Annotated in this window: 18 protein-coding genes; 6 read left to right on the top strand and 12 right to left on the bottom strand. The window is 68.6% G+C overall.

Going from position 1 to position 17,901, the window contains the following annotated elements; translation table 11 throughout:
- The first annotated feature begins 13 nt into the window (after window positions 1-13).
- Together QHF84_RS11030 and QHF84_RS11035 are read left to right on the top strand one after the other, a co-directional pair.
- Window positions 14-646 carry a hypothetical protein gene (locus tag QHF84_RS11030; RefSeq protein ID WP_281313193.1) on the top strand — a complete coding sequence of 211 codons (633 nt, stop codon included), beginning with the start codon at window positions 14-16 and terminating at the stop codon, window positions 644-646.
- A 55-nt stretch (window positions 647-701) separates the two neighbouring features.
- On the top strand, window positions 702-1,751 hold the full coding sequence (locus QHF84_RS11035; RefSeq protein ID WP_281313194.1) for an aldo/keto reductase: 1,050 nt from the start codon (window positions 702-704) through the stop codon (window positions 1,749-1,751).
- A 23-nt stretch (window positions 1,752-1,774) separates the two neighbouring features.
- On the opposite strand, the gene QHF84_RS11040 is transcribed toward QHF84_RS11035, so the two are convergent.
- The 4 genes from QHF84_RS11040 to QHF84_RS11055 form a co-directional block, all read right to left on the bottom strand.
- Complete coding sequence (locus QHF84_RS11040) at window positions 1,775-2,446, bottom strand: HAD family phosphatase (RefSeq protein WP_281313195.1); 672 nt, start codon at window positions 2,444-2,446, stop codon at window positions 1,775-1,777.
- Between the two features lie 98 nt (window positions 2,447-2,544).
- Window positions 2,545-4,170, bottom strand: a complete 1,626-nt coding sequence (locus QHF84_RS11045; protein ID WP_281313196.1) for a lactate racemase domain-containing protein — start codon at window positions 4,168-4,170, stop codon at window positions 2,545-2,547.
- Between the two features lie 34 nt (window positions 4,171-4,204).
- On the bottom strand, window positions 4,205-4,864 hold the full coding sequence (locus QHF84_RS11050) for an HAD family hydrolase (protein WP_281313197.1): 660 nt from the start codon (window positions 4,862-4,864) through the stop codon (window positions 4,205-4,207).
- 202 nt (window positions 4,865-5,066) lie between these two features.
- Entirely contained in the window at window positions 5,067-5,843 is a 777-nt protein-coding gene (locus tag QHF84_RS11055; RefSeq protein WP_281313198.1) for a phosphoadenosine phosphosulfate reductase family protein, read from the bottom strand.
- Window positions 5,844-5,943: 100 nt separating this feature from the next.
- On the opposite strand from QHF84_RS11055, the gene QHF84_RS11060 reads away from it, so the two are divergent.
- Window positions 5,944-6,927 carry an ArsA family ATPase gene (locus QHF84_RS11060; RefSeq protein ID WP_281313199.1) on the top strand — a complete coding sequence of 328 codons (984 nt, stop codon included), beginning with the start codon at window positions 5,944-5,946 and terminating at the stop codon, window positions 6,925-6,927.
- 17 nt (window positions 6,928-6,944) lie between these two features.
- Here the strand turns inward: QHF84_RS11060 and QHF84_RS11065 are convergent, their stop codons facing one another.
- The 3 genes from QHF84_RS11065 to QHF84_RS11075 all read right to left on the bottom strand — a co-directional run bounded on the left by QHF84_RS11065 (window position 6,945) and on the right by QHF84_RS11075 (window position 10,101).
- Complete coding sequence (locus tag QHF84_RS11065) at window positions 6,945-7,496, bottom strand: 3-phenylpropionate/cinnamic acid dioxygenase subunit beta (RefSeq protein WP_281313200.1); 552 nt, start codon at window positions 7,494-7,496, stop codon at window positions 6,945-6,947.
- Window positions 7,493-8,857, bottom strand: coding sequence for an aromatic ring-hydroxylating dioxygenase subunit alpha (locus tag QHF84_RS11070; RefSeq protein ID WP_281313201.1), 1,365 nt, complete (start codon window positions 8,855-8,857; stop codon window positions 7,493-7,495). The genes QHF84_RS11065 and QHF84_RS11070 overlap by 4 nt, the downstream gene beginning before the upstream one ends.
- A 146-nt stretch (window positions 8,858-9,003) precedes the next feature.
- Entirely contained in the window at window positions 9,004-10,101 is a 1,098-nt protein-coding gene (locus QHF84_RS11075) for a Gfo/Idh/MocA family oxidoreductase (RefSeq protein ID WP_281313202.1), read from the bottom strand.
- 164 nt (window positions 10,102-10,265) lie between these two features.
- Between QHF84_RS11075 and QHF84_RS11080 the strand changes: the two genes are divergently transcribed.
- Window positions 10,266-11,213 carry an AraC family transcriptional regulator gene (locus QHF84_RS11080; protein ID WP_281313203.1) on the top strand — a complete coding sequence of 316 codons (948 nt, stop codon included), beginning with the start codon at window positions 10,266-10,268 and terminating at the stop codon, window positions 11,211-11,213.
- A gap of 24 nt (window positions 11,214-11,237) precedes the next feature.
- Here the strand turns inward: QHF84_RS11080 and QHF84_RS11085 are convergent, their stop codons facing one another.
- On the bottom strand, window positions 11,238-11,729 hold the full coding sequence (locus QHF84_RS11085) for a hypothetical protein (protein WP_281313204.1): 492 nt from the start codon (window positions 11,727-11,729) through the stop codon (window positions 11,238-11,240).
- 377 nt (window positions 11,730-12,106) lie between these two features.
- Here QHF84_RS11085 and QHF84_RS11090 point away from each other — a divergent pair, with 377 nt between their 5' ends.
- Entirely contained in the window at window positions 12,107-13,327 is a 1,221-nt protein-coding gene (locus QHF84_RS11090) for a hypothetical protein (protein WP_281313205.1), read from the top strand.
- A 9-nt stretch (window positions 13,328-13,336) separates the two neighbouring features.
- On the opposite strand, the gene QHF84_RS11095 is transcribed toward QHF84_RS11090, so the two are convergent.
- Window positions 13,337-14,977, bottom strand: a complete 1,641-nt coding sequence (locus tag QHF84_RS11095) for an ATP-binding protein (protein WP_281313206.1) — start codon at window positions 14,975-14,977, stop codon at window positions 13,337-13,339.
- A 148-nt stretch (window positions 14,978-15,125) separates the two neighbouring features.
- Here QHF84_RS11095 and QHF84_RS11100 point away from each other — a divergent pair, with 148 nt between their 5' ends.
- On the top strand, window positions 15,126-15,968 hold the full coding sequence (locus tag QHF84_RS11100; protein WP_281313207.1) for a hypothetical protein: 843 nt from the start codon (window positions 15,126-15,128) through the stop codon (window positions 15,966-15,968).
- A gap of 34 nt (window positions 15,969-16,002) precedes the next feature.
- Here the strand turns inward: QHF84_RS11100 and QHF84_RS11105 are convergent, their stop codons facing one another.
- The 3 genes from QHF84_RS11105 to QHF84_RS11115 all read right to left on the bottom strand — a co-directional run bounded on the left by QHF84_RS11105 (window position 16,003) and on the right by QHF84_RS11115 (window position 17,750).
- Entirely contained in the window at window positions 16,003-16,125 is a 123-nt protein-coding gene (locus QHF84_RS11105) for a hypothetical protein (protein ID WP_271929603.1), read from the bottom strand.
- Between the two features lie 80 nt (window positions 16,126-16,205).
- A complete protein-coding gene (locus QHF84_RS11110) occupies window positions 16,206-17,102 on the bottom strand; it encodes a universal stress protein (RefSeq protein ID WP_281313208.1) in 897 nt (298 codons plus the stop codon).
- 156 nt (window positions 17,103-17,258) lie between these two features.
- Window positions 17,259-17,750 carry a flavin reductase family protein gene (locus QHF84_RS11115; protein ID WP_281313209.1) on the bottom strand — a complete coding sequence of 164 codons (492 nt, stop codon included), beginning with the start codon at window positions 17,748-17,750 and terminating at the stop codon, window positions 17,259-17,261.
- Window positions 17,751-17,901: the final 151 nt, after the last annotated feature.

Raw genomic sequence — 17,901 nt, forward strand, 5'->3', positions numbered from 1 at the left:
TAAGCGGAAGCGCATGGTCGGCTGGTCCATCGGGAAACATCGCCTGGAGGTCGACGTCCGCGCGCCTTTCCTGACCATCCTCCTCGACGAGGAGAAGATGCTCGAACATGTGATCCCGACGCACCTGCTCGGCGATTACCCGCTCGTGGTCGGCAAGCGTAAGGTCGTGCTCAGGCGCGTGCGCAACCTCGACGTCGCGCGGAGCGAGGTCTGGATCGACGGCGTGAAGGTGCCGCCCTCGGAGGACCCGATCCCGCGGCGCAAACCGCCGAAGGACGGCATGTGCGAGGTGCACCCGGGCGGCACGGCGGGATATCGGGAGCCGGGGGCCATGCCGGCGGCGAAGCTCGCCTGCGGGATCTGCCGCGTCGGGCTCTGCAATACGTGCGTCTCCGTCGACGGCGTGCGCTGCAAGTCGTGTTTCGACAAGGCGACGGCGGAGATGGTGGTGGCCGAGCGCGACTTGCGCATCAAAGGCCCGCTGCTCGGCGTGGCGCTCGGCGCGCTCGTGTTCATCTTCGGCCTCGCGTTCGACATTCCGCGCATGGCGGGCATCGGCCTCGCGGCGATCGTCCTCGTGGGAATCCGCGTCGGGATGGGGTACTGGAAAGAAAAACAGGAAGCCAAAAACCGGCCCTCCTCTTGATTCCGCGCCTCGGCCCGCGTACGCACGTCCCGATCCGCAATCCGCGGGAGGATGCATGCGTTACAAGCTCTTGGGTCGAACGGGGATCAAGGTGTCGGAGCTGTGCCTGGGCACGATGAGCTTCGGCGACAGGTGGGGGTTCGGGGCGGACGAGGCGACCTCGATCGAGGTCGCGGCCGCATACGCCGAGGCGGGGGGCAATTTCCTCGACACGGCGAACAAGTATCACGAGGGCCATACCGAGGAGATCTGCGGCAAGATCATCGCCAATAACCGCGACCGCTGGGTGCTCGCCACGAAGTTCACGCTCTCGACGGCGAACGGTGATCCGAACGCCTCGGGCAATTCGCGGAAGAACATGGTGCAGGCGGTCCACAAGAGCCTCGGGCGGCTCGGGACTGATTACATCGATCTGCTCTGGGTCCACGCCTGGGATTTCACGACGGGCGTGGAGGAGGTCATGCGGGGCCTCGACGACCTCGTTCGTGCGGGCAAGGTCCTCTCGATCGGCATCTCGGACGCGCCCGCGTGGGTCGTCTCGCAGGCGAATACCGTGGCGATGCTCCGGGGCCTCTCGCCCTTCGCGGCGCTCCAGATCGAATACAGCCTGATCGAGCGAACCGTGGAGCGTGAGCTCATTCCGATGGCCGAGGCGTTCGGCATCACGCTGACGCCCTGGGCGCCGCTCGGCGGCGGCGTGCTCACGGGCAAGTATTCACGCGGCAGCGGCGCGCCCGAGGACACGAAACGCGCGGCGGGCAACGAAGCGCGGCTCTCGCCGAAAAACCTCGCCATCGCGAAGACCGTGGACGCGATCGCGGACGAGCTCGGCAAGAGCTCGGCGCAGGTCGCGACGAACTGGGTGCGTCAGCGCGGGGCGAACGTCGTGCCCATCGTGGGCGCGCGCAAGGCGTCGCAGATCAAGGACGTGATCGGCTCCCTCGATTTCACGCTCAATGACGACCAGCTCCGCCGCCTGAACGAGGTGAGCCGGATCGAGCTCGGCTTCCCGCACGATTTCCTGGGCAACGCCCGCATCCGGGGGGTCGTCTACGGCGACCGCGCGAACGACATCGACCTGCCGGCCGCGACGCGCCCGCGCTGAAAAAGCCCTCCTCCCTGCGAGGGCTACACGATCCCGAGCCGTTCCAGCAGCGCCGCCGGGAGCGACGTGAAATCCGTGGACGTCCAGTCGGCGCCCGCGTCGCGTAGCTCCTCGGCGGTCGCCGCGGTGGTGATCCCGACCGCCACCATCCCCGCCGCCTTCGCGGCGCGCACGCCGTTCGCCGCATCCTCGAACACGACACAAGCCGCCGGCGTGACGCCGAGATCCTGTGCCGCGCGAAGAAAGATGTCGGGCGACGGCTTGCCGCGCGTCACCTCCTCGGCGCCCACCACGCGCTCGAAACGCTCGCGCAGACGGAGCCCATCGAGCACGAAATCGCGATTGCCGAGCGGAGCCGCCGTCGCAATGGCGAGCCGCACGCCGCGGTGCCGCAGCCGTTCGAGGAAGGCATCGGCCCCGCGGGTGAGCGCGAGGTGCGGGCGGTACGTGGCGCGGTAGAGCCCCTCCTTCTCCTCGGCGAGCCGCGCGAGCTCGTCCGGCGGCACGGCCCGCCCGAGCAGCTCGGGAAAGATCTCCTCATTCTTCTTTCCCGCGAATTCTCGCTGAAAACGCTCGGCCTTGGTCGGCACGCCGAGCCGCTCCGAGACGATCTCCCACGCACGATTGTGGAAGGCCATGTTGTCGACGAGCGTGCCATCCATGTCGAAGACGGCAGCGCGAAGGACCTCGATCATGCGTCACCCTAGCGCAGAACGCGGCTGAAACGCCTTTCGAAAAACAAAGCCCCCCTCTCCCGCGAGGGAGAGGGGGGCTCGGGGGGTGTGGGCGTCCTTCAGCCCTGCGATTCGGGCAATGCCGAAATCGGCGCGCGCTGCTTCTCCACGGACATGTCCGCCATGAAGATCGGCGGGCAATGCAGCGCCAGGATGTCCGGGTTCGGCGGCGCCGTCTGCTTCGCCATTCGCAGCGCCTCGTCCATCGTCCGCGCCGTCTCCCAGCCGAGGAGCTGGGGGATGTATTCGTTGTCCGCGCCGACGACGATCACCCGGCCGAGGTGCTGCCGCCCCGCCTCGCCCCAGTACCACATGAAGAACGGGTGCGTCGGGTGATAGGCATGGCCGTACCGGTACATCTCGATGTAAGCCGGGTTCTTCGCGAACTTCGGCTCCCAGATCTTGTGCAGCTCCATCGCGTCGCGCGTCTCGGGCAGCACGCGGTGCACGAACTCGATGTATGGCGCGTGGTGCTCGTTGTCGAAGAGGTCCGTGCACGGATGCATGATGATCATCGTGCCGCCCTTCTTCACCATGGGCGCGCCGCGATACAGGTTGAAGAGATACCCGTTCGCCATCACCTGCACGAGCAGCGGGTTCAGGAACGAATTCACGTTGTACGGGCTGATGAACGGAATGCCCGTGATGAGAATGTCGCTCTGCCCCACGACCGGCACGCAATATTGCTCGAAGCTCCGCCGCAGCGTGTGCTCGTGCACGGCCTCCGTCTCGCCGGCGAAGACGCCCGTCACGCCGAACGGCGAGGGCACGCGCTGGAAGATCGCCTGCCGCGCGGGCTGCGGCATCTTGTCGAGCGTGAACCGGAGCGCCTGGAGCGCGTTTCGCTCGGTCCGCGAGAGATCATCCTCGTTTTTCGCGAGGAACTCGAGCGGCGTATCGAACATCCGGTTGTTGATCGTCGTCTCGATCGTGAAGACGTTGAGCTTCTTGTTCGCGAGCCGGCCCATGCGCACGACGCTCGTGTTCAGCGCCGACGATTTCGGGTCCATGTACGAATAACATTGCCGCATGACGCGCGGGTTGTGGTGCGCGCGCAGGCTCCGGTATCCGCACAGGCCCACGGCGACCGATTTGTGGCCGCCGTCCATGGGCACGAGGTTCAGGTTCACGTAGATGATGAGGTCGCTCTCCACGGCGCGCCGGTTGAGCTCGACCTCCTCGCCCTCCTCGGTCGTGCCGAGGTATTTCATGTTGGCGAGGTTCTCGGCGTCGTGGTTGTAGAGCTTCTTCGGCCAGTACGCGTTGAAGATCTTGTCGCCGACGACGTGCCGGATCTCCCAGTCCTTCATGCGGCGATGCACGCTCGTCGCGATGATGATCTCGACGTCGTCGACGCCGTAATCGGCGAGCAGGTCGAGCACGATCGTGAGCACGCGCTCGCGGATGTCCGGCCGCTTCATCGGCGGCAAGGGCAGCGAGATGTCGTCCATCGCGATCGTCACCTTCATCCCCGGCCGGAGCTTCGCGTAGAGCGGCTCGGAGTTGTACGGGTGGTTGATCGCGTACCGGATGGCCGCGTCCACGTCCTTCAACGGCTTGAGCGGGGGCTTCGGGTAGACGACGCGGCTGCCCGTCGGCAGGTCGACCTCGACCAGCCTGTCGCCCGAGAAGAGGACGCGGGGTGCGCTGCGGCTGTCGATCGTCACGACACAGGGATGGCTCATGGCATTCTCGTATTCGGCGGCAATCCCGCCCGCTTCAGTCGACGTGGATGATGGGCCAGTGGTAGGCGTTCGCGAGCAGGGACAGCTTCCTGTCCGGGTTCACCGCGGCCGGGTGGCCGACGATGCTGAGCATGGGGACGTCGGAGTAACTGTCGGAGTAAGCGAAGCACTCGTCGAGGTCGTGGCCGCGGCCTTTGGCGTGCTCGCGAATGAGCCGCGACTTCTCGGGGCCCGCGACCACGGGGCGCAGGAGCTTGCCCGTGGCGAAGCGGTCCTTGATCTCGAGGCGGTTCGCAATGACGTCCGTCGCGCCGAGGTGCTCGGCGAGCAGGCGCATCAGGAAGTCGAGCGCGCCCGAGACGAGCACCACGTCGTGTCCCTTGTCGAGGCTCGTCTGCACGAGGTCCCGCGCGCCGGGGTAGATGTTGGGCTTGATCACGCGCTCGAACGTCTCGACCGCGAGCCCCACGAGCCGGTCCTCGCTCATCCCGCCGTAGGACGTGAAGAGCAGCTCGTTGAAGATGCGTCGGTCCCGCGTCTCCGCCCACGCCAGCCACGGGGCCTTCACCAGCGCCCCGCCGAGCTTCGCGAGGCTGTGCAGCGGCGTGTTCTGGTTCAGGACGTAATAGAGCGTGGGGTGGACGAGGTTCGTGCGGATCAGCGTGCCGTCCACGTCGAAGTAGCTCGCTGCCATTTGCGTCCCGGAATCACCTCTGGAAGGCCTCTCGTCAAGTACAAGGTGGCGCGAAAGGAGCTTCGCGCCGGAACTTCTCGGTCCGCTCGGCCCTCCCCTCGTGCTTTCGCGACCCAGAAAGGAGCGTAATCCCACACGAGGGAGGCTCTTGACAGGGAGGCCGAGTTGGCGGATCGGCGGCGCGGGAAGGGGTTCGTCCCGCCTACGCCGGCTGCCCGGAGAGCGCCTCGGCATAACGATCGTCCAATTCGATCGCGCCCTCGGCCGCGCCGCGGTCCACTGGATTGATCCCGCAATACTGCACGCTCGCCAAATGCCGCCATCGGCCGGCGCGCTCGCTTTCGTCGGGCAGGACCGGCGTCGTGCACGGAAAACAGCCGATCGTCCGGAAACCCATGGCGTGGAGCGGGTTCACGACGACCCCGGGATCGGCGGCGATGGCCCGGTCGAGCGCCTCGTTCGTCACGTGCGCGAGCGGGTGGACGCGGAGCGCGCCCATCGCGAGATCGAGCCCCACCGAGCGCACCTTGCTCCGCGCCCCGCCCTCGCCCTGCCGCAACGCCGAGACGAGCGCGTCGTACCGGCCCCGGAGCGCGTGGAGCGGCGCCGTCTTGCGCAGATCGCAGCATCGCGATTGGCCCTCGACGGACAGATAAAGCAGCCCCTCCTCGGCCGTCTGCTCGGCGAACGTGCGGGCGGGCGAGAGCGTGATCACCCGGAGATTCCGGTGCGTCCGCGCGAGCTCGTCGCGTGTTTCGCGCGTCTGCTCGTGCAGGACGCCCGTGTCCACGAAGAGCACGTCGAAGTCGAGCCCGGCCTGGTCGGCGAGCCGGCAGAGCCACGTGCCGGCGCGCTGCATGCTCGTCAGGATCGCGGCCCGCGGGCCGAACGTTTGGTGCACGAAACGCAGGACATCGAGGGGCGCGGCGCTGGCGAGGCGCCCGTTCAGGGCCTCGAGGCCCGCTTCGGTGACGCGCATGTCCCTCGTGGTAGCAGAGCGCGGCGCGGCTCGCCGGGCGAACGCGTGCAGAAGCCGGTTGCCTTTCCGGCACTCGTCGCCTAGAGGATCGCCGGTTCGCATGCCCCCTTCTTCTCCCTCGCAAGGCCGCGCGCCGGGGCGGCTCGTCGATGACCTCGGGCGGCGCCGCTTCCTCTTCGTCACGGGCAAAGGAGGCGTAGGCAAGACGACGTTCTCCGCGGCCCTCGCGGTGGCGCTCGCGCGGGAGGGCAAACGGGTCCTGGTCGCCCTCTGCAACACCAAGGAGCGGCTCTCGGCGATCCTCGGGACGAAACCGATCGGCGACGAGATCATGCCCGTCGCCGAGGGCGTGTGGGCCGTGAACATCTCGCCCGAGAAGGCGCTCACCGAGTACGGCGAGATGGTCCTCAAGGTGCGCACCGTGGCGCACGCCGTCTTCGACAACCGCTACACGAAGACCTTCTTCCGCGCGGTGCCCGGCCTCTACGAGTGGGCGATGCTCGGCAAGGCGTGGTTTCACACGACGGAGCTGCTGCCGGATGGGCGGCCGCGCTTCGACGTGGTCCTGCTCGACGCGCCGGCCACGGGCCACGGCCTCGACATGATGCGCGTGCCCAAGGTGATCCTCGACGTCGTGCCGCCGGGCGTCTTGCGCCGCGACGCCGAGGAGGCGTGGGCGATGTTCCAGGACCCGGCGCGGAGCGGGATCGTGGTCGTCACGCTGCCCGAGGAGATGCCGGCGCAGGAGACGATCGAGCTCGTCGATGCGATCAAAAAAGACCTCACCCTGCCCGTCCTGCGCCTCGTGGTGAACGCGGTCCTCGAGCCGCTTTTTTCGCCCGAGGAGCGCGATCGGCTCGCGCGCGAGGCGTCCTTACTGGCGATCGACGCGCCGAACCGGACGGACGGGACGCCGGAGAGCGCGCTCGTGGCGGGGGCGCGCCGGGCGGTGCGGGAGAAGGTGCAGGCCGAGAGCTTGGAGCGGATCGCGAACGAGATCGATCTGCCGCGGATCACCCTGCCGCACCTCTTCGACGAGGCCTCGACGGTGGAGGGGACGAAGATCCTCTCGAAGCTGCTCTAGATCGCAATCGGCGGCCGTCAGAAAAACACGCTGAGGTTTTTCGACAGCAACACCCCCTGATCGAGCAGGATGTATCGGCGGGCGATGCGATAGCTCCCCGCCACGCGGCGTAACGTATCCGTCCGCTCGCCGGCCCATAAATCGACGTCGTCGCCCGCCCGGTTGCGGTAGACGAGGAAGCTCGATTTGACCTCCACCTCGTCACTGGCGACGCGGTGGATCCGGACGTTCGTGACGAGGTGGCGTGTACGGGAACATGGATTCTCGCACCAATGCTTGGCGCTCTCGCGCTGCCGCACCTTGAGCTCGAGCGCCCAGCGGTCGTCATCGGCGAGCGCCGTCCCTTCCTCGCCCGAAGTCTCGCCCTGCATCTGGTGTTGCATGCGGTTTTGCCGTGTCGGAATCCAGTACCTCGTGTCCTCGGTGAAGAGCGCGAGCCAATCGCTGTAACGGCGCTCATCGAGGAGCGACGCCTCCGCATAGTAAAAATCTTCGATCTCCGCCCGGAGGAGGAGCCGCGCCAGGGCGGCGTCGCGGCCGTCCTCTTTGGGTATCGCGCGGGTGGTCATTGGGGCACCTCCTCGCCGGCGGAGCGGCCGCTACACGCAACGCCGGAGCCGGTGATACGGAGCTCGCTCTCGGGCACGTGCGGCCATGACTCGGATGTGAGGAACTCCTTCCACCTGCGGTAGAAGCCGAGCTGCGGGACATCACCGGTCATCGTGTCGTGAATCGTGCCGGGATGGACCGGATCCGCGCGGCCGCGGCCGAGTCCCATCTGATAATTGAGCCTGGCGCGACGGTTGAGCCGGCCCGCGGCGAGGACTCGACCTATTTCGGCCCAGTTCTCGGCGTCATCCTGCTCGGCGAGCCCGGTGGGATTGAACATGAGCTGCGCCGATCGCTTGACCGACTGCTTCACCTCCGGAGGCGCGCTCCGCTCGACGAAGGGCCACGACCACGCCTCGAACGTGTTGGGCCCACGCGGATGCCACATCCGAAGGAAAGGCGCGGCGATGATGTACGAGAAATTCGGGAACACCGTGTGGACCTGGTTCAGGTTCACCCGCTCCCGCCCGAGGTGCGCAATGGCACGCTGGAGTTCGTCCTGGAAATACTCCGTCAATCTGGGGTCGTTGGAGAAGATCGAGCGGGGGCTCGGCTCCCCCGCCGTGAACAGCGCGCCGTGACCGAGCCGGGAGCTGAACTGGCGACCGAAATCCGACCTCTTCGTCGCCTCCATCTGCTCACTGAGCCACGGGAAACCCGCGAACATCGAGTTGTGCGTCGTGGCGAGATGATAGGTATCGCCCGCGAACTGCTCGGCCGCGAACTTCCAGTTGCCTTGAAACACCCATTTGATCGGAGGGCCGAGCACCTCGATGCCGCCCGGGGTCCGATCGACCAGACCGTCGAGGTACCACGCCATGTCGCCGAGGTACTCGCGCAGCGAGGGCGCGTCCGGGTCGAAGCAGCCGAAGAAGAGCCCCTTGTAGCTCTCGATCCTGGGGACGGGGATGAGGCCCCACTTGGACTTGTCGAGCTCGCCGCGATAGCCCTCCTTGTACCGCGGCACCCCGACGAGGTCGCCGGCGAGGTTGAAGCTCCATCCGTGATAGCTGCACATGAAGGTGTGCGTATTGCCGCTGTCCGCGCGGCAAACGGGCATCCCTCTGTGCCGACAGAAGTTCAGGAAAGCCTTGATCGATCCGTTTTTCTGTCGAGCGACCACCACCGGGTCCGTCCCCATGTACGTGGTCATGTAATCGCCCACGTGGGGCAACATGGTATCGTGCGCGAGGAACAGCCAGCAGCGAGGAAAAAGTCGTTCGAGCTCGCGCTCGAAGATGTCGTCGTCGATGAAGATGCGGGGGCTGATCTCCCCCGCATCCACGTCGACCAATTCATCGATGTCGCTCTTCTCCATCATCTCCTCGTGGTGGTTCTCGGGGCCGCGATATCAAACGGAAAAACCGCGTCGACATCGCGTGCCCGTCCGAAACCCTCATCGAGGTAGCATGACCTTTTTCTACGTTGTGGGATCAATCAGCGCGGCAAGCAAAGTTCCGGCGCCGCTCACCCTTTCCATTCGACGCGCCGGCCCGTCGCCGAGGACGCCGCGACCGCGTCGAGCAGGCGGTAGAGCTTCCAGGCATCCCGAAATGTCGGGACGACCTCGGTTTCTTCTGCGAGATCCTTCGCGATGGCCGCATAAAGGTGCGCCGTATGATGGGCGTCTTCGTTCAGATTCGCCTGGGCGGGCGATCGATATCGCTCGGGGATCGGCAGCGACTCGAGCGGCTGGCCGTCGCCGCGGGCGCCGGAGAGCGTGAAATCCTGGGACAAACGTAGGTCGCCTTCGGTGCCGGTGAAGGTCGCCCAGATTTCCCCGCCATTGCGCTTGCCAGCTTCGATGTGTGCGGACAGGACCGCGCCGCTCTGCAGCGTCCCGCTGATGAGCACCTGGTGCGGCACGCTGATGGGGACGGTCTCGCCCGTCTCGAGGATCGTCCCCTGATCGAACTGGCGCGCGACCACCGCGGAGAGGCTCTCGAAGTCGCCCACCGCGGCGAGCACCGTATCGAGGTAATGCGCGGTGAGGATCGACAGCGCGTTCGCGCCGTTCTTCACGTCGGTCGTATAGGCGAGGGCTTCGGGGATCCGCGGGCCGAGGTACGCCACCGAAACGCGGAGCGTGACGGAGCGGAGCTTGCCGATGTACCCCTCGGCCAGCAGATCGCGCAGGTACCGCGCGCCCGGGGCGAAGCGCCGTTGCACGCCGCTGAACGTACGAACGCCGGCGGACTCGGCGAGCCGCGCGAGTTCGGCGGTCTCGTCCAGGGAGACGCCGAGCGGCCATTCGCAGAAGACGTGTTTCTTCGCGGCAATGGCGGCGCGTACGAGCCCCGCGTGCAAGGGCGCGCGGACGGAGACGACGACGAGGTCCACCTCCGGGTGCTCGATCAGGGGTTCGGCGCGATCGAACGCATGGGGCACCCCGAAGCGGCGCGCGGTCTCTTCCGCGCTCGCTTGCCGGGTGGTGCTCACCGCGGTGACCTCGTACGCGGGCAATGCTTTGAGCGCGGGCAGGTGCGCGTGGGACGCCCAGCCCCGGTCCGGGTTCGCACCGACGATACCCACACGAATCTTGTTCGACGTCGCCGACTTGCTCATGACCTCTCCATCCCTTCTTTCGGGCGCACCCGTGCCCGGGGACCGAGCGCTCGTCCGCCCCCTCGCGCATCGAATGGCCTGGAAGGGACCGTAATCCGGAAGCCGCAGACGATCATTGGCATCCCGTCCGTTTTTGTGGTTCGATCGTCCGCCACGGAGAGACGATGGACGTACTCGCGGACGTGCTGCGCGGGCTTCACCTGCGGACCAAGGTGTATGGACGGCTGGAGATGCGGGCGCCGTGGGGCATGCGCGTCGAAAAGCCCGGACACTCCTTGTTTTATGCGGTCTCGCGCGGGAGCTGCCTGCTCGAGGTCGACGGCGCGTGTATCCCGCTCTCGGGAGGGGATTTCGTGTTTCTTCTCGGCGGAAGCTCCCACGTCCTCCGGGACGGCCCGGGGACGCGGCCCATGCCGGTCGCCGAGATCTATGCGATACGCGGCGGGCGTTGTGGCGGGCTCGTGCACCATGGCGGCACGGGCGCGCCGACCACGCTCGTCTCCGGCTGCTTCCTCTTCGAAGGCACGTCGCTCGACCCGCTGATCGCGAGCCTGCCGCCGCTGATTCACGTGAAGGGCGACGGGGGCGTCGCCGCGCGGTGGCTCGAATCCACGTTGCAGTTCGTGGCCTCGGAGATGGAAGCGGAACAACCCGGCTACGAGACGGTGGCGAGCCGGCTCTCGGAGGTCTTGTTCGTCCAGGCCCTGCGGACCCACGTGGCGTCGCTGCCCGTCGAACAAGCGAGCTGGCTGCGCGCCCTGACCGACGCGCAGATCGGCGTCGTGCTGCAACGCCTGCACGAAAACCCCGAGAAACCCTGGACGGTGGAGAGCCTCGCGCATCTCGCGAGCATGTCGCGCTCGGTGTTCGCGGCGCGCTTCAAGGCCGTCGTCGGCGAGGGACCGCTGACCTACCTGACGCGCTGGCGCATGCACAGGGCCGCGCAGCTCATGGCGGGCGGCGACTCCACGAGCGCCATCGCGCAGGCCGTCGGCTACGACACCGACAGCGCCTTCGTGAAGGCCTTCAAGCGGCACCTCGGCGAGACCCCGGGCGCCTTCCGGCGTCGGCTCAAGGAGCGCGAAGGGGACGCCGCGGTGGTCACGAGGTGACGGTCTCGCCGGAGGAACATCCCCTCACGGCGCGCAGGTCTTGTTGCCGCCCGCGCCGGCGCAGTTGTTGCTGACGCAATCGGAGCCCTGGGCGCACGGCTGCCCGTTCTTGAGCTTGCAAGCGCCCGCGCCGTTGCAGGCGCTCGTGATCGTGCAGGTCCCCGGATCTTCCTCCTGCGCGGGCAGGAGCGAGCAAGCGCCGATGCTGCTCGGCCGCGCGCACGACACGCAGGCCACGTCGCAGGCCACGTCGCAGCACACGCCGTCGGCGCAAAAACCGCTCAGGCAGTCGGCCGCTTCGGTGCACGGATGGCCGTTTTCGTAACCACCGGCGCCGCTGCCGGTCGACGACGACGCGGTGACCGCCCCGCTCTCGTCGCCGCCGGTGCCCCCGGCGCCGCCGCCGCCCGGCACACCGTCGAGGCCGCCCGTGCCACCGACACCCCCCGTGCCACCCTGGCCTCCGTCGCCCGTCGAGAGCGAGAGACACCCGGCGACCGGGGTCAGGACCAGCACGGCCACGCCTCTCCACCACCTCCACGCGTCGCGCATCGGCTCCTCCGTCTCCGGAGCCGAACATAGCGCGATGCGACAGAGCGAGGCCCTCGCGGAGCAACGATGCCGCGAGACAAAAAAAGAGAGCGCCTACTCAACGGCGGGGGGGGGGACCGGAGCAGGCGCTCTGCCCGTAGATAGAGCAACCTATGGGCCAACCCCATGGTGACGAATTTTCGTCGCCTTGCACGTGCTCGCCCGGGTGATCGTTTCAGATGTGAAAGGCATGAGGATTGCAGCCTTTCAGGTCCGCCGTGGAGCGACGTAGGGCGTCGCACGGAGGGAAGAACCAGGCTGGCACGGTTGACAAGAGCAGGCGAGCGCTGCCTTGTGGAGGGATGCAGCACCATAGCCCCCTGCTCCTCGATGGCCGCGCGCTGCTCGATGCCGATCGCCTGCTCGCCGCCAAGCTCGCCGATCGCCGCGCGAGCTTCGAGCTCTCGTTCCGCGCCGCGCCGCCCCACACGGGCTTCCTCGTGATCTCCGGGCTGGAAAGCTCGCTCGAGCTCTTCGGTCGGCCGCTCGTCGACCCCGCCGCCGTCGCCGCCGCCCAGAGCCTCGTCGGCTTCTCCGACGCGCTCGCGCAGAGGCTCGCCCACCTCGTGCCCGCGATCGATCTCGATGCCGTCCCCGACGGCACGATCGCCTTCCCCGGCGCGCCGATCGCCACGGTGGAAGGGCCGTTCCTCGAAGCATCGCTGCTCGCCTCGCTCCTCCGCGCAGCCGCGCGGCGCGCGACGGCCATCGCCACGCGCACGGCGCGGCTGCACCAGGCGGCCGCGGGTGATCCGGTGATCGACGGGTCGAGCGCGCACGCGCACGGGTCCGAGGCGTCGATGCTGGTCGCGCGCGCGGCGTACGTGGGCGGGGCGAGCGCGACGACGAACGTGATCGCGGCGATGGCGCTCGGCGTGCCCTTCCGCGCGAGCCCCGGGCTCGTGCTCGGGCCGGCGGGGCCTTCGCTGGAGACGACCACGGTCGACGGCTGGGGCGCGCTCGACACCGACGATCTGGCCGACCTCGGCGCGGGCGACGACGAGGAGGCGATGATGATCGAGGCCAAGCGGCGCGGTCGGCGCGCAGGCGGCTGGATTGCGCGGGGGCTCGACGACGCGGAGGCGCGCGCGCTGCCGATGCGGTGCGAGCTCGTGGCGCTCGAGCAAGGCGGCGCGTGGGCCGTGCCGCCCGCGGATCTCGGCGACGAGGCGGCGCCGCGGCCGGGCCGGAAGATGGTCGTCAGGTACACGGACGGCGCGGGCAGGCTCGTCGCGGATGTCGTGCACCTGATGGCGGAGCGGATGCGCTCGCCGCAGGATCTCGGGGCGGCGACGCTCGCGCCGCTCTCGCGTCCGCGGGTGCGGCAAGGCCGCGCGCTCGAGCGGCCGGAGGCGCCGTCGCTCGGGCGGGATCGATCGATCGCGGCGCGCGCGACCTTGCCCGAGGCCGTCACGTACCTGCGCGCGCCGGCGACGTACCGCGTGGAAGAGTCGGCGGCGGTCGTCGCGCAACGCGAGGCCGCGGCGAAGGCGCGCGCGAGGGTGCCTGTTCGGAAGGGGTGAGCGTGACCGTCACGCCGCCGAAAAATCGGCGCTCGTGCCTCGCTCCGCGAGCACCTCGCGCACGCTGGCCACGAGCATGTTCGCGGTGAACGGCTTCGGGAGGAACGGCACGCCGAGCCCCGAGATCACGGTCGAGTCCTCGCTGCTGTAGCCGCTCATGATGAGCGCGGGCACCGAGGGCTCGATCGCGCGGAGCGAACGGATGAGCTCGACCCCGCCGATCTCGCCCATCGACAGGTCGGCGATGACGGCGCTGATCTCGTGGCGATGCTCGCGGAAGATCCGCTGCGCCTCGCGGCCGCCCACGGCGACGAGGACGCGGTAGCCGGCGCGCTCGAGCACGCGCTGCGCGACGCGGCGCACGGCGTCCTCGTCGTCGACGACGAGGATCGTCCCGTGCGAGCAATCGCCGCAGGACGAAGGTTCGTCCGCCGCGCGGGGCATCACGGATGCGTGCTCGACCGCACTCGGCAGGAGCAACGTGAACCGCGTCCCTTGCCCCGGCCGGCTCGTCACGTCGACGAGGCCACGATGGGCGCGGACGATGCCGAGCACGGCGGCGAGGCCGAGGCCCCGGCCGCCGACCTTCGTCGTGAAAAACGGATCGAAGATCCGGGCGAGGACGCATTCGCTCATCCCCTCGCCCGAATCCTCGACTTCGACGACGGCATAATCGCCGGGCGGAATGGGATCGGCCATACAGGCCGATTGCCTGGGCGTCGATAGACTCTGCACGCCGGTGCGGAGCCGGATGACGCCGGGTTTTCCCGCGAGCGCGTCCGAGGCATTCGTGATCAGGTTCATCACGACCTGCCGCAAATGGGTCGCGTCTCCGTCGACGCACGCCCGTGACAAATCGAGCTCCAGCGTCGCGCCCTTGGAGACGATGGTCCGGAGGAGGACGGCCATTTCGCGGACGACGACGTCGAGCCGCACGTGCTGGCTCACGAACGTGCCCCGGCCGGAATAAGCGAGCATTTGCCTGGCCAGATCGGCGGCGCGCTCGGAGGCGATGATGATCTCCTGGAGCATCGCCGAGAGCGGCGAGGGGTGGGAGACCTCGGCGAGGGCGAGGGTCGCCTGCGCGGTGACGACCGTGAGCAGGTTGTTGAAATCGTGGGCGACGCCGCCCGCGAGGACGCCGAGGCTCTCGAGCTTCTGCGCGTGGAACACCCGGGCCTCGAGCTCGCGCCGCTCCTCTTCGGCGCGTTTTCGATCGGTGATGTCGACCAGGACATTGACGGCGCCGATCAAATGGCCCTGACGATCCCGCAGCGGATTGGCGTGCGCCAGCGCGACGACGTGCGCGCCGGACGGCTGCTCGATGACGATCTCGAAGCCGTTGTGTGGCTCGCCGGTCTTGAGCGCCCGGGCCATCCAGCACTCGTCGTGGGGGATGGGCGTTCCTTCGGGGGTGAACAGGCGGAACGAGCCGCAAAAACGATCCTGCTCGTGGCGGAGCCTCGGGGCGCGCCCCCAGACCTTTTCGGCGGGCCGATTGAAAAACGTGATGAGCCCCTCGGAATCACACGTATAGGCCGCGGCCGGGAGGCGTTCGAGCAGGTCGTGGAACCGTCGCTCCGCTTCGAGCGCGCCCTGTCCTGCCAGCGCCTCGTCCGCGAGCCGCGTCCATGGGTCTTGCTGGGTCATCGAGGGTCCCTCCCGTTGTCGGTAGCGGACCCTCGATGATCGAGCACCCGCGCGACCGAGTCAATGCGACTTTGGTAGCAGCTCTCCCTCGATGGTGTTTCGTCTTCGAAAACTCGGCTACGATGCGCCCTGGAAGGAACCGCTCCGCATGCGCCGATCTTCTACGTTCGCCCTGTCCTTCGCCACCTTTGCCCTCGTCGGCCTCGCCGCGCCCGCCCTCGCGCGCGCGCAGGACTCCTCACCGGAGCCGCTGCCCCCGAGCGAGAAGAAGGCCGACCCGCTGGAGGTGGCCGCGCCGCCCCCGAGCCCGCCGCCCCCGCCCCAGAGGCCGCTCGAGGTACCGGAGCGCCCCACGCCGCCCCCGCCCCCCTCGTACGAGGACGACTCCGAGGACGACGGCTGGGCCAGGGGCGACCATTTCGAGTTCACGATGGGCTTCCTCGCAGGACAGCGGTCCTACTCGAAGACGTCCTTCAAGTTCGAGGAAGGCTCGGCCGAGGGGATCGGCGGCGGCGGGCTCGTCGCGCCGTTCGTCAAGCCGCCCTTCGACAACACGACGGTGCTCGGGCTCCGCTACGACCTGCGCCTCGTGATGAGCCACATCCGGATGACGGTGGGCTTCGACGTGCCGTTCACGACCTACAAGGTCAGCGACTCGACGGCGATCTACGACGTGAGCGGCACGCAGCGCACGGTGACGGTGCAGTCGCTCTCGTCGAAGGAGCTGCGGTTCGGGATCGGCGGCGAGTACGCCTGGACGAAGGTCGCGATCTTCGCGGACCTGCTCGGCGGCGTCCACTGGGTGGACACCGAGCTCTCGATCGACGGCTACAAGGCCGATTACGGGGCGGTGAGCTTCGCGTTCTCGGGGCGCGCGGGCGCGCGGGCGCACGTGCGAAAGTGGTTCTTCGCGCAGGCCGCCGGCGAGGTGGGGATCATCGGCGACATCCGCTGGAACGCGGAGCTGTCGGTCGGATTTTTCTTGAAGTGAAGGTCTCCCCGGAGAGCGGGCAAGACCCGCTCTTTCAGGGCGAGATCGCGTTGATGAACACGAAGAAGCCGCCGAGGACCACGACCGCGAGCCCGAGGAGCATGGGCACGCTCCAGTCCTCGGTCGGGGCCTTCTCGTTCGATGAATCCGTCGCCATGATGCCTCCCAGACGCGGCCGGCGGGCGCCGGCGCCGGTCCTTCCGTGACACCGGCGCGGCGCTGCGTCAACCGTGGACGTCAGTGTGAGCGCGCAACGAGGACGGAGCAGTGGGCTCCGCGCACGATCTTCTCGGCCACGCTGCCGAGCGCCGCGCGCGCGAGCCCGGTGCGGCCGTGGGTCGAGACCACCACGAGCTCGGCGTCGAGCTCCTCGGCGGTCCGGATCACCACCGTGGCGGCGTCTCCCTCGATCACGCGTCGCTCGGCCTTGATCCCGAGCCGGTCGAGCATGCCGCCGAGCACGCCGTCGGCCGCGGTGCGCATCTGCTCGATGAGGTCCGGCGGAGGAATGATCGGCGCGCCGCCGAAGGGCACGGTGAAGCCGAACGCCGGCGCGGGCATGACGTCGAGCGCGTGCAGCACGGTGAGCGCGCCGCCCTGCGCCGCGGCGACCTGACCGGCGAGCGCGACGCCCGGCTGGGAGAGCTCGGAGAGATCGGTCGCGGCGAGGATCTTGTTCGTCCGCGCGTGCGGGCGCGCGACGAGCACGGGGCAATGCGCGTACCGCACGATCCGCTCGGCGACGTTGCCGAGCAGGAGCCGCGCGATGCCCGTGAGGCCGCGGCTGCCGGTGACGACGAGCGTGGCGCCGACGTCCTCGGCGACGCGGAGGACCGAGGCGTCGGCGCCGCCGCTCTCGATGCGCACCTCGAAGCCGCTGCTGGGGCGGCCGGTGATGTCCTTGACGCGATCCTCGACCGCGGCCGCGGCGCGGCTCTCGGCGTGGATCAGGGCCTCCATGTCGGCCTGGATCGCCTGCGGGAAGAGGGGCGCCGAGCGCAGCACCTCGTGCACGACGTGACAGACGACGAGCTTGCCGCCCGCCCGCTGCGCGTGCTCGTGTCCGAGCTTGATCGCCTCATCGGCGGACTCGCTCAGGTCTGTCGCCACCAAGACCACGTTACCCAGGGCCATGCGCACTCCTTGCCGGATCCGCGCGTACCTTAGAGGGTCGGGCGGCGCTGTTCAACGGCCACCTTTCCAGGTCCGCGAGGTCGCTCGGCGACGGCGGCCGGGCCATGCCGCAGGGGCAAACGGGATGCGACCGCGACGGCGCGCGGGGGGTCGGCGTCAGAGCTGGTCGAGGCGGCGGTAGCTGCTGCGGAAGTAGAGCAAGGGGGAGGCCGGATCGCCCGCGCCGACGGCGAGGACCTCGCCGAAGTAGACGACGTGATCGCCGGCGTCGACCGCGCGTTCGAGGCGGCAATCGAGCCAGCCGAGGGCGCCTTTCAGGATGGGCGCGCCGGTGACGGCGCCTTGCCCGATCTCGTCGAGCAGGGCCCTTCTCTGCTCGTCCGTGCCCTTGCCGGCGAAGAGGTCGGAGAGGTGGCGCTGCTCCTCGGCGAGGACGTTGATGGCAAAGCAGCCGGCCGTGCCGACGAGCATGCCGGAGCGGGCGCGGCGGTCGGCGCAGAAGAGGACGAGCGGCGGGTCGAGGGAGACGGAGGTGAAGGAGTTCGCGGTCATGCCTTGCGGCACGCCCTCGTGGCGGGTGGTGACGACCGTGACGCCGGTCGCGAACTGCCCGAGGACCCTACGAAGCTCGGCGGCGTCGATGGCCATCGCGCTGCACTGTAGGGCGGTTTTTGCCGGGTGGCGAGGCGGTTCGGGGGACGTCCGGGCTTGGCGGGGAGGCGTGGATCCGTCGGCGGGCGTGGCGATCGATCGCGGCCGTTCGGCGGGCGGCGCGTGCTTGACATGAACCGGGGGTCCC

It is taken from the genome of Polyangium sp. y55x31, assembly GCF_029946505.1.
Lineage (GTDB): Bacteria > Myxococcota_A > Polyangia > Polyangiales > Polyangiaceae > Polyangium.

Bases quoted from the DNA above. Each gene is read 5' to 3' on its own strand.
- QHF84_RS11030 (WP_281313193.1), top strand. From the start codon at position 14: ATGGTCGGCTGGTCCATCGGGAAACATCGCCTGGAGGTCGACGTCCGC.
- QHF84_RS11035 (WP_281313194.1), top strand. From the start codon at position 702: ATGCGTTACAAGCTCTTGGGTCGAACGGGGATCAAGGTGTCGGAGCTG.
- QHF84_RS11040 (WP_281313195.1), bottom strand. From the start codon at position 2,446: ATGATCGAGGTCCTTCGCGCTGCCGTCTTCGACATGGATGGCACGCTC.
- QHF84_RS11045 (WP_281313196.1), bottom strand. From the start codon at position 4,170: ATGAGCCATCCCTGTGTCGTGACGATCGACAGCCGCAGCGCACCCCGC.
- QHF84_RS11050 (WP_281313197.1), bottom strand. From the start codon at position 4,864: ATGGCAGCGAGCTACTTCGACGTGGACGGCACGCTGATCCGCACGAAC.
- QHF84_RS11055 (WP_281313198.1), bottom strand. From the start codon at position 5,843: ATGCGCGTCACCGAAGCGGGCCTCGAGGCCCTGAACGGGCGCCTCGCC.
- QHF84_RS11060 (WP_281313199.1), top strand. From the start codon at position 5,944: ATGCCCCCTTCTTCTCCCTCGCAAGGCCGCGCGCCGGGGCGGCTCGTC.
- QHF84_RS11065 (WP_281313200.1), bottom strand. From the start codon at position 7,496: ATGACCACCCGCGCGATACCCAAAGAGGACGGCCGCGACGCCGCCCTG.
- QHF84_RS11070 (WP_281313201.1), bottom strand. From the start codon at position 8,857: ATGATGGAGAAGAGCGACATCGATGAATTGGTCGACGTGGATGCGGGG.
- QHF84_RS11075 (WP_281313202.1), bottom strand. From the start codon at position 10,101: ATGAGCAAGTCGGCGACGTCGAACAAGATTCGTGTGGGTATCGTCGGT.
- QHF84_RS11080 (WP_281313203.1), top strand. From the start codon at position 10,266: ATGGACGTACTCGCGGACGTGCTGCGCGGGCTTCACCTGCGGACCAAG.
- QHF84_RS11090 (WP_281313205.1), top strand. From the start codon at position 12,107: ATGCAGCACCATAGCCCCCTGCTCCTCGATGGCCGCGCGCTGCTCGAT.
- QHF84_RS11095 (WP_281313206.1), bottom strand. From the start codon at position 14,977: ATGACCCAGCAAGACCCATGGACGCGGCTCGCGGACGAGGCGCTGGCA.
- QHF84_RS11100 (WP_281313207.1), top strand. From the start codon at position 15,126: ATGCGCCGATCTTCTACGTTCGCCCTGTCCTTCGCCACCTTTGCCCTC.
- QHF84_RS11105 (WP_271929603.1), bottom strand. From the start codon at position 16,125: ATGGCGACGGATTCATCGAACGAGAAGGCCCCGACCGAGGACTGGAGC.
- QHF84_RS11110 (WP_281313208.1), bottom strand. From the start codon at position 17,102: ATGGCCCTGGGTAACGTGGTCTTGGTGGCGACAGACCTGAGCGAGTCC.
- QHF84_RS11115 (WP_281313209.1), bottom strand. From the start codon at position 17,750: ATGGCCATCGACGCCGCCGAGCTTCGTAGGGTCCTCGGGCAGTTCGCG.